At 70.3% G+C, this 13905-nt stretch carries 13 protein-coding genes; 3 read left to right on the top strand and 10 right to left on the bottom strand.

What is annotated here, in order from left to right:
* Positions 1 to 13: 13 nt before the first annotated feature.
* Complete coding sequence (locus AC3A3H_RS05985; protein ID WP_487613632.1) at positions 14 to 1885, bottom strand: hypothetical protein; 1872 nt, start codon at positions 1883 to 1885, stop codon at positions 14 to 16.
* Between the two features lie 186 nt (positions 1886 to 2071).
* On the opposite strand from AC3A3H_RS05985, the gene AC3A3H_RS05990 reads away from it, so the two are divergent.
* Both AC3A3H_RS05990 and AC3A3H_RS05995 read left to right on the top strand, forming a co-directional pair.
* Complete coding sequence (locus AC3A3H_RS05990) at positions 2072 to 5299, top strand: apolipoprotein A-IV repeat region-like domain-containing protein (protein WP_487613633.1); 3228 nt, start codon at positions 2072 to 2074, stop codon at positions 5297 to 5299.
* Between the two features lie 38 nt (positions 5300 to 5337).
* Entirely contained in the window at positions 5338 to 6375 is a 1038-nt protein-coding gene (locus AC3A3H_RS05995) for an AI-2E family transporter (protein ID WP_487613634.1), read from the top strand.
* A gap of 31 nt (positions 6376 to 6406) precedes the next feature.
* Here the strand turns inward: AC3A3H_RS05995 and AC3A3H_RS06000 are convergent, their stop codons facing one another.
* Both AC3A3H_RS06000 and AC3A3H_RS06005 read right to left on the bottom strand, forming a co-directional pair.
* The gene (locus tag AC3A3H_RS06000) at positions 6407 to 7120 is read right to left on the bottom strand and encodes an alpha/beta hydrolase (RefSeq protein WP_487613669.1); all 714 of its coding nucleotides are present in this window, start codon (positions 7118 to 7120) and stop codon (positions 6407 to 6409) included.
* A 47-nt stretch (positions 7121 to 7167) separates the two neighbouring features.
* Entirely contained in the window at positions 7168 to 7467 is a 300-nt protein-coding gene (locus tag AC3A3H_RS06005; RefSeq protein WP_487613635.1) for a hypothetical protein, read from the bottom strand.
* Positions 7468 to 7529: 62 nt separating this feature from the next.
* Between AC3A3H_RS06005 and AC3A3H_RS06010 the strand changes: the two genes are divergently transcribed.
* On the top strand, positions 7530 to 8243 hold the full coding sequence (locus AC3A3H_RS06010) for a hypothetical protein (protein ID WP_487613636.1): 714 nt from the start codon (positions 7530 to 7532) through the stop codon (positions 8241 to 8243).
* Positions 8244 to 8268: 25 nt separating this feature from the next.
* On the opposite strand, the gene AC3A3H_RS06015 is transcribed toward AC3A3H_RS06010, so the two are convergent.
* The 7 genes from AC3A3H_RS06015 to rpsB all read right to left on the bottom strand — a co-directional run bounded on the left by AC3A3H_RS06015 (position 8269) and on the right by rpsB (position 13848).
* The gene (locus AC3A3H_RS06015) at positions 8269 to 8961 is read right to left on the bottom strand and encodes an aggregation-promoting factor C-terminal-like domain-containing protein (protein WP_487613637.1); all 693 of its coding nucleotides are present in this window, start codon (positions 8959 to 8961) and stop codon (positions 8269 to 8271) included.
* Between the two features lie 81 nt (positions 8962 to 9042).
* Positions 9043 to 9591 (bottom strand): DivIVA domain-containing protein, encoded by a 549-nt coding sequence (locus AC3A3H_RS06020; RefSeq protein WP_487613638.1) that lies wholly within the window; start codon positions 9589 to 9591, stop codon positions 9043 to 9045.
* A 12-nt stretch (positions 9592 to 9603) separates the two neighbouring features.
* Positions 9604 to 10602 carry a phosphatidate cytidylyltransferase gene (locus AC3A3H_RS06025; RefSeq protein WP_487613639.1) on the bottom strand — a complete coding sequence of 333 codons (999 nt, stop codon included), beginning with the start codon at positions 10600 to 10602 and terminating at the stop codon, positions 9604 to 9606.
* Positions 10603 to 11157, bottom strand: coding sequence for a ribosome recycling factor (gene frr / locus AC3A3H_RS06030; protein ID WP_382463318.1), 555 nt, complete (start codon positions 11155 to 11157; stop codon positions 10603 to 10605). It lies immediately after the preceding gene.
* A 99-nt stretch (positions 11158 to 11256) separates the two neighbouring features.
* Entirely contained in the window at positions 11257 to 11970 is a 714-nt protein-coding gene (gene pyrH / locus AC3A3H_RS06035) for a UMP kinase (RefSeq protein WP_487613640.1), read from the bottom strand.
* A 126-nt stretch (positions 11971 to 12096) separates the two neighbouring features.
* Entirely contained in the window at positions 12097 to 12927 is an 831-nt protein-coding gene (gene tsf / locus AC3A3H_RS06040; RefSeq protein ID WP_487613641.1) for a translation elongation factor Ts, read from the bottom strand.
* A gap of 42 nt (positions 12928 to 12969) precedes the next feature.
* Complete coding sequence (rpsB, locus tag AC3A3H_RS06045) at positions 12970 to 13848, bottom strand: 30S ribosomal protein S2 (protein ID WP_487613642.1); 879 nt, start codon at positions 13846 to 13848, stop codon at positions 12970 to 12972.
* Positions 13849 to 13905: the final 57 nt, after the last annotated feature.

A 13905-nucleotide genomic window follows, 5' to 3' on the forward strand; every position in this document is an offset into this window, starting at 1 on the left:
GAGGGGACGCGGGTCACTGGACCTCGCGCGCGGAGACCAGCCCCTGGGCGAACCCGAGCAGCCGGACCTTCTCGCTGGAGCCCGCCGGCGGCACGTAGAACGCGAGCTGGTACCCGTACACCGACTCGATGCCGGTGTTGGACTGGGCGACGCCGCTGAGCGCCGCGGTCGTCGCACCCGCGATCACCTGGGCGCCGGCCTCGGTCACCTTGTGCAGCTGGACCTCTTCGGGGTTCACCCAGACGATCGCGCCGGAGTCGTTGGTGGCCATCGAGAGGACCGGTCCGGTGCCGACGCGGCTCGAGAAGGTCAGCGAGGAGGTCTGGCCGAACTGCTGAGCCAGCCTGGCCTGCTCCTGCTGTTTCCAGGTGGCGCCGACCTGCGCCACGAGCTTGTCGTCCGCGAGGTCGAAGCTGGAGTACCACTTGCTCTTGTCGCCGTTGAGCAGGATGTCGCCGTAGGCGGCCGCGACCTGGTCGGGCTGCACCTTGAGCAGCTTGGAGTCCGGCGGCACGACGGCGGCGCCGATGCTGGCCGGCGCCAGGTTCGGCACCTTGACGTTGGGCTCGAGCGCGATCGCGTACTCCACCATGTAGTTGTCGCGCGGCGTCTCCTGCACGAGGGCGAGCGCGAGCGGGGCCTGCGGCTTGCCGGTGGCGTCGTTCGGCATCTTCAGCACGGCCGTGACGGTGCGCGGCCAGGTGTCGGTCGCCTGCGGGAGGGAGAGCTCGAGCGGTCCGGCAGGGATGGCCGGGAGCGCCGGCTGGTCCGCCTTCTTGACGCGGATCGCGTAGTTCGCGTCCCGGAGCTGCAGGGCGGGGCCGGTGAAGCGCAGCTTGGCCAGGTCGCCGTCGTTCTTGCCGTCTGCGTTGGCCGCCGCGACCGAGATCCGCTTCACGATGCGCTCGAGCTGCGGCACGGTCACCGCGGGCGGCGGCGTGTTGGCGTTCTTCGGCCCGCCGGTCGAGGTGGGCGTGGGCGTCGGGGTCGACGTGTCGGCGAAGGCCGCGCCGGCGCCGACGCCGGTCAGCGCGAGGACGCCCGCGAGGAGCGCAGGGACCATGACCCGCGTGCGGCGGCTCGATCGCCGGCCGCGAGGGGTCGCCTCGATGGACGCGGTGGGCTTGTACTTGGGGGCTTTGGGGAGCTTGGGCATCTTGGGTCCGCTCGTGCGCCTTGGTCCACGCGACTTGCGGTGGGTGTAGAGCCCCCACAGGTAGAGCGCGATGCCGATCACCAGGAGCACGAGACCGCCGATGATGAGCGGGAAGGCCCACGGCGTGCTGGTGTCGACCGGCCAGGTCAGGAGGATCTTGTTGGGGGCGGGGGTGGTCCCGTCTCCGGCGACGATCACGCTCACGCCGGACGGGATGTTCATGGTGGTGACCTGCGCGTCCTGGCCGTCGTACTCCGCCAGCCAGAGGTCGGAGCCGGCCGGGTTGGGGCCGGGCGCGATCGTGGACGGCGTCGAGGAGCCGGTCGGGGCCGGGGCCGGCGTCGCGGTCGGCGCGGGAGTCGCGGTGACCGCCGCATCCGCTGAGTCGCCGGGCTTCGGAGTCACCGTCTTGACCGTGAGCGCGGTAGCGCCCGGGCGGGCGGAGACCGTCGCGTACTTCTCGCCCTGCAGCCACGCCTTCACGTCGGGCGTGCGGCCGTACGCGACCACCTGCGTCTTGGCGTTCTTCGAGCCGGAGACGGAGAGCGTCTGCTGCCCGGGGTGGGCGTTCAGCACCGCGCTGTCGATCACGATGTAGCGTGTGTCGGCAGGAACGGTCGCCGAGGCGGTCAACTGCGACGGGGGTGCGAAGACCGTGCGCTGGGCGATGCCGGCGACGATCATGACGGCAGCGACCACGAACGCGACGATGGCCAGTACGAAACGCAAACAGACTCCTCATGTGCCGGACGGGGGTGCGGGCACAGTCACACCACCTTAATGGAGCACCCTGAGAGGCATCTAACCGTTGTCTGCATGGTCACGCAGTCCCCCATGCGGGTACAGGCCCTCGAAATGTAAGATCGATGCGGCGCGCGCGCGGCTCGCTCACTCGATCCAAACAGGAGTAACACGGTGGCCACCGACGAATCCAACTTCACCCAGGTCTTTCGCGGCTACGACAAGGACGAAGTCGACCAGGCCATCCAGGACCTCCGCCGCGAGCTGATCAAATCCAACACCCAGTCCGCGGACCAGGCCAAGGAGCTCAAGCGGCTCCAGCTGCGCATCGACGAGCTCAACGCCGAGATCGAAGAGGTCGGCAGCCCCACCTATTCCGGACTCGGCACCAAGCTGGAGAACACCCTCCGGGTCGCCGAGGAGCAGTCCACCCGGCTCATCGCGCAGGCCGACATCGACGCCGAGAAGCTGCGCGCGGGCGTCGCCGGCGACGTCGACAAGATCAAGAAGACGGCCGCGCAGCAGGCGGAGCGCATCCTCGCGGACGCGCAGGCCCGCGCCACGACGGCGCTCGAGGACGCCCAGATCGAGTCGACGGAGCTGCTCGCGCGCACCAGGGCCGACAAGGAGACCCTGCTCAACGACGCCATCCGCGAGGCCGCCGCCATCCGCGGCGCGGTCGCCACCGAGGCGGCCGAGCTGCGCGCGACGAGCAAGCGCGAGGCGTCGGCCGTGCGCGCCGAGGCCGACCGCGAGGCCGCGGAGCTCAAGGCTGTCGCCCTGCGCGAGGCGGAGGCCGCGCGCACCGAGGCGGCGGAGCTGGACCGCACCATCGCCGCGCGCCGCAGCGAGCTGGAGAACGCGCTCGCGGCCGACCGTGCTGCATTCGAGCGCGAGGCGGCACAGACCCGCCTCGAACTCGACAAGCGGGTCGCCGAGACCGCCGACCGCCTCGCCGCCGAGCAGACCGCCGCGCGCGACGCCGTCGCCGCCGAGGTCGCCCAGGCGCGCGCCGAGCTCGCGGACGACGTCGAACAGCAGCGCGCCACCCTCGCCGCCCTGGCCGCGCAGACCCGCGCCGACCTCGACCACGAGGTCAGCACCGCCCGGCAGGCGCTCGCGGCCGATGTCGAGCGGACCACGACCTCCGTCGCGGCAGAGGCCGAGCAGACCAGGAGCGCCCTCGCCGCCGAGGTGGAGCAGACCAAGGCCCGCCTGGCCGACGAGGTCACGACGACGACCTCCCGCCTGGCCGACGAGGTCGCCCGCACCACGACGGAGCTCGCCGACGAGGTCGCGAGGACCAAGGCGGCCCTCGCCGACGAGGTGACCAGCACCAGGGCGGCGCTGGAGACCGAGGTGACCACCACGCGTTCGGCTCTCGAGACCGACGTGACCACCGCCCGTTCCGCGCTCGCGGAGGAGGTCGAGCGGACCACGAAGGAGTTGGCCGACCAGGTCCTCCAGACGCGCAGCACCCTCGAGCGCGAGACCACCGAGACCCGCAGCGCCCTGGAGGCCGACCGCACCTCCACGGCCGCGCAGCTCGCCGCCGACCGCGAGCGCACCGCAGCGGAGCTCGCCGCCGAGGAGGAGACCACGCGCGCCCGCGTGACGGCCCTGCGCGAGCGGACCGCCGCGGAGCTCGCCGCCGAGGTGAAGGACACCCGCGCCGACCTGGCCGCCGAGGTCGAGACGACCCGCGCCGAGCTCGCCACCGAGGTGGACACGGCACGCTCCGCGCTCGCCAAGGACGTCGACACCACGAAGGCGTCGCTCGCCAAGGAGGTCGAGAGCACCCGTTCTGCCCTCGCGAAGGAGGTCGCGAGCACGAAGTCCGCCCTCGCCAAGGAGGTCGAGACCACCCAGGCCGCTCTGGCCAGGGAGGTCGAGACCACCCGAGCCGCGCTGGCCGACGAGGTCGACACCACCAAGTCGGCGCTGGCCAAGGAGGTCGAGACCGCCCGCGCCGAGCTGGCCGACCACGTCGACACGACGAAGGCCGCCCTCGCCGAGGAGGTCGAGACCACGAAGGCCGCCCTCGCCGAGGAGGTCTCGACGACCAAGGCCGCCCTCGCCGACGAGGTCGACAGCACGAAGGCCGCTCTCGCCGACGAGGTCCGGAGCACCCGTGCCGAGCTGGCCGCGGACGCCGAGCGTCAGCGCCGGGAGTTGGAGGCGGAGGCCACTGAGCTCCGCGCCGAGCTGACCGCCGAGGTCGGCGAGGCCCGCACCGCGCTCGCCGAAGAGCTCGCGACCGAGCGGACCACCCTCGCAGCCGAGGTCGCCTCCACCCGCGCCCAGCTCGCCGCCGACGTCGACCAGACCGCCGCCCGGCTGGCCGCGGAGAAGGAGCAGACCATCTCCGCCCTGGAGACGCAGGTCGTCACCACCAAGGCGAAGCTCGCTGCCGAGGTCGAGCAGACGACATCCGCGCTCGCTGCCGAGGTCGAGCAGACCAAGTCCGCGCTGGAGACCGAGGTCACCACCACGAAGTCCGCCCTCGCCGCCGAGGTCGAGCAGACCAAGTCCGCCCTCGCCGCGGAGGCCGAGGAGACCCGGTCCCGCCTCGCCGACGAGACCGAGCAGACCCGCAGCACGCTCGCCGCCGACGTGAAGCGCACCGCCGCGGAGCTCGCCGACCAGCGCGCCCGCACCGCGCAGGAGCTGAAGAACGACCGCGAGCAGCAGCGCCTCAAGCTCGAACGCGAGTCCGAGCAGACCCGGGTGACCCTCGCCGAGGAGACCGAGCGCGCCAGGCTGACGCTCGACGCGGAGACCGCGAAGGCCCGCGCGGAGGTCGCCCGGGAGGCGGCCGAGGCGAGCACCGCGCTCGACGCCGAACTGGCCGAACGGCAGGCCGCGTTCGACCAGGAGGCCGCGACCGCCCGCGCCGACCTCGACGCCGAGCTCAGCGGTCTCCGCACCGCCACCCTCGCCGAGCTCGACAAGCGCACCCGCGAGATCGAGCAGGCGCGGATCGACCTCGATGTCGAACTCCGCGCCCGCCGGGACGAGGCCGAGAAGGAGTACCTGAGCAGGCATCAGGAGGCCGTCGCCCAGACCCAGAAGTACCTGGACGAGGCCAACGTCCAGCTCGCCGACGCGGTCAAGCGCACCGCTCAGGCGCGCACCGAGGCGGAGGCGTTCGACACCGAGGCCCGGGAGACGGTCAAGAAGGCGCGCAAGGACGCCGAGAAGGTCGCCGCCGACATCCTGCGCGAGGCGCAGGAGCGGGCGGACGCCCTGGTCGACGAGGCCGAAGAGCGCACGCAACGCCTGGTCGCCGACGCGGAAGACCGCCTCTCCCAGATTAGGATTGAGCGCGAAGCCGTGGCCGGGTACTTCGAGAACCTCAGGGGTATGCTCCAGCAGGCGGACAGAGTTTCGGCCGACGACTGAGTGCCGCCTCCCGGGCGGACGGCCCGGAGGGGGACTGAGTGAAGATCCAGAACGCGTTCCGAGTCGGCCTGATCGGCACGCTCGGCGTGGGACTGGGCGTGCTGATCCTGACGTCCATCGTGAGCCTGGCCACGATCATCACGTACATCGGCGCCGCACTGTTCCTGGCGCTCGGGATCGAGCCGCTCATCTCCTTCCTGGAACGGCGGAAGTTCCCGCGCTGGCTGGCCCTGGTCGTCACGCTCGTGGTCATCGTCGGCGCGTTCGTCGGGCTCATCTGGGCGATCGTGCCGATCGCGGTCGACCAGGCCTCCCAGCTCGTCCAGAACGCGATCACCTGGGTCAACAACGGCAGCGCCGAGAAGTGGTTCCTCAGCCTCCAGCACCAGTTCCCCACCATCGTCAACCAGCAGAACATCGACGCCGTCACCGAGTGGCTGCAGAAGAACCTGCCGGACATCACCTCGAAGGTGCTCCAGACCGGCATCGGGATCGTGCAGGGCGCATTCGGCGTCATCATCGTCGTGATCCTGACGATCTACTTCACCGCGTCGCTGCCGAGCATCAAGCGTGCGGCCTACCAGCTCGTCCCGGCCTCCCGCCGCTCGCGGTTCGCCGACCTGGGCGACCAGATCACGGACTCGGTCGGCAAGTACGTCGGCGGCCAGGTCTCACTGGCGCTCGTCAACGGCGTGCTCAGCGCGATCTTCCTGACGATCATCGGCGCGAAGTTCCCCATCCTGCTCGCGTCGATAGCGTTCTTCTTCTCCCTGATCCCGCTCGTGGGAACCATCACCGGCTCGGTCATCATCGTCGCGGTCTGCTTCTTCTCCGGGCCGCCCACGGCGATCGCCGCCGCCATCTACTACCTCGCGTACATGCAGGTGGAGGCGTACATCCTGAGCCCGCGCATCATGAACCGCGCGGTGTCGGTGCCCGGCGCCCTGGTCGTGGTCGCGGCGCTCGCCGGCGGCACGCTGCTGGGCATCCTCGGCGCGCTGGTCGCCATCCCGTTCGCCGCCGCGATCCTGCTCATCATCAAGCAGGTCGTCATCCCGCGCCAGAACGAGCTCTAGCGGCCGGACAGGCGCGGCGCCCTGCGCCGGGTCAGGCCGGCGGCCACTGCGTCGGCAGCGGCACGGCGGCGGGGTTCAGCCGCCGCACGATCTCGTCCAGCACCCGGCGGGTCTGGTTCTCCCCCACCCAGAGGTGCTTGCCGCCCTCCACGTCGACCAGCTCGATCTGCGGCAGCGGCCGGAACCGCTCCGCCGCCTCCGCAGGCCGCAGATAGTCGTCGTGCTCGGGGATCAGCGCGACGATCGGACGGTGGTCGCCCGCCCAGGCGGCCAGGTGCTCCGGCTTGGCCCGGTGCAGCGGCGGCGAGAGCAGGATGACGCCGTCGACCGGGAACTCCCTGCCGTACATCAGCGCGAGCTCGGTGCCGAACGACCAGCCCAGCAGCCAGGGGTGCGGGAGGCCCCGCTCGGCGACAAACGCCATCGCCGCCTCCACGTCGTAGCGCTCGTCCACGCCGTGCCCGAACTCGCCCTGGCTGCGGCCGCGCGGCGACGCCGTCCCGCGCGTGTTGAAGCGCAGCACGGCGATGTCGGCCAGCGCCGGGAGCCGTCCCGCCGCCTTGCGCAGGATGTGGGAGTCCATGAAGCCGCCTCCGGTGGGCAGCGGGTGCAGCGTGACGAGCGTCGCGACCGGCTCGCGGTCCAGCGGGGAGGCGAGCTCGCCGACGAGCGTCAGCCCGTCCCTCGTCTGCAGCTCGATGTCCTCGCGCCGGGCGGGCAGCTCGATGCCGCCGCGGACCTCCACGGGCCCCCGAGTCGCTGCACTGTCGGTCACCGGACCGCCTCCTTCACTCATGCGATCCGCCAGCACGACGTGTGCCAGTGCCTGCGGGCGGCCAGGTCGGCCGTGTCGCCCATCACGCCGTCGGCACGCCAGGCGACCAGGTGCGCGACCCCTGGGCCGATCTCACGGCCGCAGCCGGGGCACAGGTAGCTCTTCTGCGCCTGGACGGCGGAAACCGGCTGCACGTTCCATTCCACGCCGCGCCGCACCTCGGTGCGCCGCCACCCGGCAAGGAGGCGGTCGAAGCCGTCCTGCTCCTCTTCGCGCTGCTCGCCGTGACGGCGGCGGGGATGATTGCTGCGGGGCACCGTTCCAGTCTAAGCAGCCGACGGCTGTCCCCCGTCGACCCACGCGCAGTACCATCGGCGGCATGGGCGACGACGCTCGAGAGGGCGAACCACGCAACACGGATGCTCTGACGGCGCAGCTGCTCGCCACAGAGCACTGGAGCCTCCTGGCGTCGCGCAGCACCACCCAGAGCGAGGTGCTGACCCGGATCAGCATGCTGCTGACGCTCATGTCGGCCGCGCTGGTCAGCATCGCGCTTGTGGGACAGGCCACGAAGTTCGCCGGCATCTTCCCCGCCTTCGCCGACGCCCTGCTCGGTCTCGTCGTGGTCGTCGGCGTGCTCACCCAGGTCCGCGTCACGAACGTGTCGATGGAGGACCTCATGTACGTCCTCGCGATGAACCGGCTCAGGGCCGAGTACGTCCGGCTCGCTCCCGAGGTGGCCCGCGCGCTCTCCGCGTCCTGGCACGACGACAGGGCGGGCGTGACGCACACGTACTATTTCCTGGGCCGCCGCGGGCAGAGCCAGGTCGTGGGCAGCAGCATGATGTTCACCTTCGTTGTGAACGGGGCGCTGGTCGGCCTCTTCCTGGGGGTCGTACTCGCCACGAGCGGCGTCGCGATCCCCGTGGCGTGGACGGTCGGTATCGTCTGCGCGCTCACGTACCTGGTGGCGTCGATGTGGCTCGGCGCGCGGATCTACTTCCGGTTCTGGCGCGACTACGAACCGCAGTCCCCCGGTGAGCCGGTGCCGGGCGAGCCGGCGCCCACCCCGCCGGCGCCCAGCGCCGACTAACGGTGCCAGGACCCCGGGGACGAGCTCAGTACCAGCCCTGCGCCTGCGACTGCGCCCAGGCTCCGCACGGGTTGGTGTAGCGGCCGGCGATGTAGCCGAGACCCCAGGAGATCTGCACGGAGGCGTCCGTCTGCCAACCCGGGCCCATCTTGCTGCCGGGCAGGGCCTGCGGGATGCCGTAGGCGCCGCTCGGGTTGGACGCGTTCACGCGCCAGCCGGACTCCTTGTTCCACAGCGACACCAGGCAGCTGTACTGGTCGTCGCCCCAGCCGCGGTCGTGCACCATCTGGTACGCGATCGCCTTGGCGGTGCCGGGATCGGGCACGGGAGCGGACGGGGCGCTCGATCCGCCGCCCGAGGAGGCCTTCTTGGTCGGCGTGGGCGTCGGAGTCGGCTTGGGCTTGAGCTTGACGCCCACGGCGTCGCGCGTGACGGCGGTCTCCGCCGCATTCGGAGCCGTGAGGCTCTGCACGGGAACGGCGCCGAAGCGGGAGTTCTGCTGGATGGTCTGAAGCGAATCCGCGTAGGCGGGCGTGGACGCTGAGCCCGAATACGGGTCGACGACGTTGACCAGCGCGAAGCCGACGGCCGCCGTGAAGGCGAACCCCCAGATGGCGGCGCGCGAGCGGATATGAGGCCGTCGCGAACGACGGAATGCGACTCCGACCGGGTTGGCAGGGGTCAGCGGAACGAGCTCTGCTGCTTCTTGTCTACCCACGATCACAGAACCATAACGAAGATTTCACCGGTTTCCAAGGCGAGACACCCGCTTTCAGAGAACAATCAGTGCGGCCAGGGGTCAGCGGACAGCCAGCATCACGTCCGTGACGCTGTCGAGGAGGAGGTCCACCTGGGCCTCACGGTACCCCCCTCGCTGCTCACGGAAAGTGACCGTGCGGACTTCCTCCACGCTCATCGGGCGGCCGTCCTGGAAGTACTTCACCAGGCGGCCGGCGAAGCGGTCGACGTCCTGCCGGTTGTACCCGAGGGTCAGGAAGCTCACCCGCTGGAAGCGATGGCCGACCGGCCGCTCCAGCCGGTCGAGGATGGCCTGCGCCGATGTGCGGGCCTCCTCGAACCAGGCGGAGTCGTGTCCGCTGCCGCGCGCGGCGTCGCGCTCGCGGGCCGCGAAGGCGTCCTCCAGGCGCTCCAGCGCCGCGTCGACGTGCGAGGTCGAGTAGCCGCCCTTGGCCATGGAGAACGCCGTGTGCCGGATGTCGGCGGCCGACAGCGCGCCGGGGGCCGACGGGTCGGAGTCGTAGGCGCGACGGGCGGCGACGAGGAACTCATCGACCTGGGCGACGTCGTAACCGGGCTTCGATTTGGGGCTCCGGGGGAAGGTGCTCACCTGCCCATTGTGTCAGGAGAAGATGAGGAACAGCACGTAGGTGGCCGCCGCCGACGGCAGGATGGAGTCCAGCCGGTCGAGGAAGCCTCCGTGCCCCGGCAGCCACGAGCTCATGTCCTTGATGCCCAGATCGCGCTTGATGAGCGACTCGGCGAGGTCGCCGACGGTCGCCGTCAGCAGCGTGACGAGGCCGAAGAGGATCCCGAACCACCACGGCTGATGGATCATGAACAGCGAGATCAGGACGCCCGCCACGATCGCGGCGACAGCCGCCCCGGCGAAGCCCTCCCAGGTCTTCTTTGGGCTGATGGTCGGCGCCATCGGGTGCCGTCCCCAGGACAGCCCGGTCGCATACGCCCCGGTGTCCACCGCGACGACCACGATCAGGAACCCGAGCACCCACCACTCGCCTCCGGCCTCCGCGAGCAGCAGGATGGCGAACGAGCCGAGCAGCGTGACGTACATCTGGACCAGGACGCTCCACGCCAGATCGCGGGCGAGCGCCACTCCCCCGGCGCGTTTCGCCGGCAGCACGGCCTCCTCGACCAGCCGCCAGGCGACGACCAGCACGATGCCGGCGGCCAGAGCGACGAGCTGACCGCCCGCGTGGAAGAAGAACGCGGCGGGGACGATCGCCAGCGACGCGATCAGCGTCGGGATGCGCGGGATCCGGCGCCCCGCGCCGCGGAACGCCTGGGTGAGCTCGAATGCCGAGAACCCGATCATCGCCGCGCCGAAGACGAGGAAGAGCTCCTTGATGAAGATCAGGCTCAGGACGAGGAGGGCTCCCCCACCGAGCCCGATCAGGATCGCCAGGATGAGGTTGCGGCCGGTCCGCGCCTCGATGCGCTCGTTGGTCGCATCCAGCTGCGCCTTGCGCGCGAGTACCTGCCGCTCGAAGTCGGCGCGGGTCGCCTGCACCTGCGCGCGGATCTCCGCCCGCGTCGCCGCTTTCCCCCGTCTGCCCGGCCCCGGCGTGCGAGGCGCGCCGGGGCTGCTCCCCTCGCTCATCTAGACCTCGAGGAGCTCGGCTTCCTTGCGCTTGAGGGCCTCGTCGACGGCGTCGACGTTCGTGCGCGTGATCGCCTCGAGCTCCTTCTCGCCACGGGCCACCTCGTCGTCGCCGACCTCACCCTTGAGGGCGTCGAGGTCGTCCTTCGCCTTGCGGCGGATGTTGCGGATGGCGACCTTGGCGTCCTCGCCCTTGCCGCGGACGAGCTTGACGAACTCCTTGCGGCGGTCCTCCGTCAGCTCGGGGAGCGAGACGCGCACGATCTCGCCGTCGTTGCCGACGTTCGCCGACAGGTTCGGCATGTTGACGATCGCCTTCTCGATCTCCTTGAGGGCGGACTTGTCGTAGGGCGTCACGAGCAGGACGCGTGCCTCCGGGTTCTGGAGGCCGGCGAGCTGGGCCAGCGGCGTCGGCGAGCCGTAGTAGTCGACGAGCACCTTCTGGAAGAGGGCGGGGTTCGCGCGTCCCGCGCTCACCGTGCCGAAGTCGTCCCTCGCCGCGTCCACAGTCTTGGCCATCCGCTGGCGGGCGTCGGAAATCACATCGGCGATCACGGTTTCTCCTTCAGATCGGTGAGTCGTTGTCTAGTCTAGGGCCAGGGCGCGCGACCGCCCGTGCACGCCGTGGCCCGCGTGCGCCGGGCGCCGGACGGGTCAGCCGAGCAGGGTGCCGATCTCCGCGCCGAGCAGCGCCGCGGTGACATTCCCCGCCGGCTCGATGCCGAAGATCCGCATCGGCATCCCGTTGTCCATGCAAAGGCTCAGCGCGGTCGAGTCGACGGCCTTGAGGCCCTGGGTCAGCGCGTCCTGGTGGCTGATGTGATCGATCTTGCGGGCGTCCGGGTTGGTGCGCGGGTCGTCGTCGTACATGCCGTCGACGCCGTTCTTGGCGACGAGCACGACATCGGCGCTGATCTCCAGGGCGCGCTGGGCAGCCACGGTGTCGGTCGAGAAGTAGGGCAGGCCGGCGCCGGCGCCGAAGATGACGACGCGGCCCTTCTCGAGGTGGCGCTCGGCACGGCGGGGGATGTAGGGCTCGGCCACCTGGGTCATCGAGATCGCGGACTGCACCCGCGTTTCCGCTCCGGCCTGCTCCAGGAAGTCCTGCAGCGCCAGTGCGTTCATGACGGTGCCGAGCATGCCCATGTAGTCGGCGCGCCCGCGGTCCATGCCGCGCTGCGAGAGCTCGGCGCCGCGGAAGAAGTTGCCTCCACCCACGACGATCGCGATCTCGACGTCCTCCGCGGCCTGGGCGATCTCGCGGGAGATGCTGCTGACGATGTCGGGGTTGACCCCGAGCTGCCCGCCGCCGAACGCCTCGCCGGAGAGCTTCAGAAGGACCCTGCGTCTGTGAGTGGCTGCCGTCATCTGTGTATGAGTCCTTCCGTGACTTTCGTTAACGCTAATGCGTGCCCGCACCGTCTGAACAGGGACGGCGGGCACAGAAAAGGAGCCCGGATCGTGCGCCACGATCCGGACTCCTTCATGCCTGGGTCAGGCGCCGACCTTGAATCGGGCGAAGCCCGAGACGGTCAGACCCGAGTCCTTGAGGACCTGGGCGATGGTCAGCTTGTTGTCGCGGGCGTACTCCTGCTCGAGCAGGGCGACCTGCTTGAAGTAGGCGCCGAGGCGACCCTCGATGATCTTCGGGAGCGCGGCCTCCGGCTTGCCCTCGTTGCGCGAGATCTCCTCGACGATGCGACGCTCGTTCTCGACCTCTTCGGCCGGGACGTCCTCGCGGGTGAGGTAGGTCGGGTTCGCGAACGAGATGTGCTGCGCGATGCTGCGGGCGGTCTCCGCGTCGGCGCCGGCGTAGCCGACGACCACGCCGACCTGCGGGGGCAGGTCCTTGGAGGTCTTGTGCAGGTAGATCGCGAAGTTCTCGCCCGAGACGACGGCGATGCGGCGGAGCTCCACCTTCTCGCCGAGGATCGCGGCCTCGTCACCGATGAGCTCGGCGACGGTCTGCGATCCGGCGGGGGCGGCAAGCGCCTCCTCGACGGTGGTGGCGCCCGCGGCTGAGGCCACGTCGAGCACCTTGTCGGCGAGGGCGATGAACTTCTCGCCCTTCGCGACGAAGTCGGTCTCGCAGGCGAGCTCGATCATCGTCGCGGAGCCGTTGCCGTTCTCCTTCGCGGCCACGAGGCCCTCGGAGGTGGAGCGGTCGGCGCGCTTCGCGTTGCCCTTGGCGCCCTTGAGACGCAGGATCTCGGTCGCCTTCTCGATGTCGCCACCGGCCTCCTCGAGGGCCTTCTTGGTGTCGACCATTCCGGTGCCGAGCTGCTCGCGCAGGGCCTTGATGTCAGCGATGCTGATGTTTGCCATGTTCTGACTGGAACCTTCTGACTCGAAGTTTGGTGAGTGTGGTTACTTGGCCTCGGCGTCGGCTTCGCCCTCGGCGACGACCTCGGCGGAGTCCGCCTTGGCCTCGGCGAGGTCGGCGTCGGCGGCCTTCTCGTTCTCGGCGGAGGACTGGACCTCGTCGGTCGGCTGGGCCAGGAGCTCCTGCTCCCACTCGGCGAGCGGCTCGGCCGGCTCAGCGCCCTCTTCCGGCTTCTGGTGACGCTGGATGAGGCCCTCGGCCGCGGCGTCGGCGACGATGCGGGTGAGGAGCGTGACGGAGCGGATGGCGTCGTCGTTGCCCGGGATCGGGTACTGGACCTCGTCCGGGTCGCAGTTCGTGTCGAGGATGCCGATGACCGGGATGCCCAGCTTCTTCGCCTCGTCGATCGCGAGGTGCTCCTTCTTGGTGTCCACGACCCAGATGGCGCTCGGGGTCTTGGCCAGGTTGCGGATGCCGCCGAGCGACTTGTGGAGCTTGTCCAGCTCGCGCTTCTTGATCAGCAGCTCCTTCTTGGTGAAGCCGCTGGTGGTGCCCTCGAAGTCGAGCTCCTCGAGCTCCTTCATGCGGGCGAGGCGCTTGGACACGGTCTGGAAGTTGGTCAGCAGACCACCCAGCCAGCGCTGGTTGACGTAGGGCTGGCCCACGCGGGTCGCCTGCTCGGCGATCGCCTGCTGCGCCTGCTTCTTGGTGCCGACGAAGAGGATGGTGCCGCCGTGGGCGACGGTCTCGCGCACGAACTCGTAGGTCTTGTCGATGTAGGCGAGCGACTGCTGCAGATCGATGATGTAGCTGCCCGAGCGCTCGGTGAGGATGAAGCGCTTCATCTTCGGGTTCCAGCGGCGGGTCTGGTGTCCGAAGTGGACGCCGCTGTCGAGCAGCTGGCGCATGGTGACGACGGCCATTTGCCGTTCTCCTGTTCTTGCGCGCCCGGCCTCCCGGCGGGGACACGACTCTCGGTT

The organism is Leifsonia sp. Soil_N53, assembly GCF_057655165.1.

What these genes read in the sequence shown, in the direction of transcription:
- AC3A3H_RS06010 (WP_487613636.1), top strand. Translation starts at nt 7,530, where the DNA reads ATGGGCGACGACGCTCGAGAGGGCGAACCACGCAACACGGATGCTCTG.
- AC3A3H_RS06025 (WP_487613639.1), bottom strand. Translation starts at nt 10,602, where the DNA reads ATGAGCGAGGGGAGCAGCCCCGGCGCGCCTCGCACGCCGGGGCCGGGC.
- pyrH (WP_487613640.1), bottom strand. Translation starts at nt 11,970, where the DNA reads ATGACGGCAGCCACTCACAGACGCAGGGTCCTTCTGAAGCTCTCCGGC.
- tsf (WP_487613641.1), bottom strand. Translation starts at nt 12,927, where the DNA reads ATGGCAAACATCAGCATCGCTGACATCAAGGCCCTGCGCGAGCAGCTC.
- rpsB (WP_487613642.1), bottom strand. Translation starts at nt 13,848, where the DNA reads ATGGCCGTCGTCACCATGCGCCAGCTGCTCGACAGCGGCGTCCACTTC.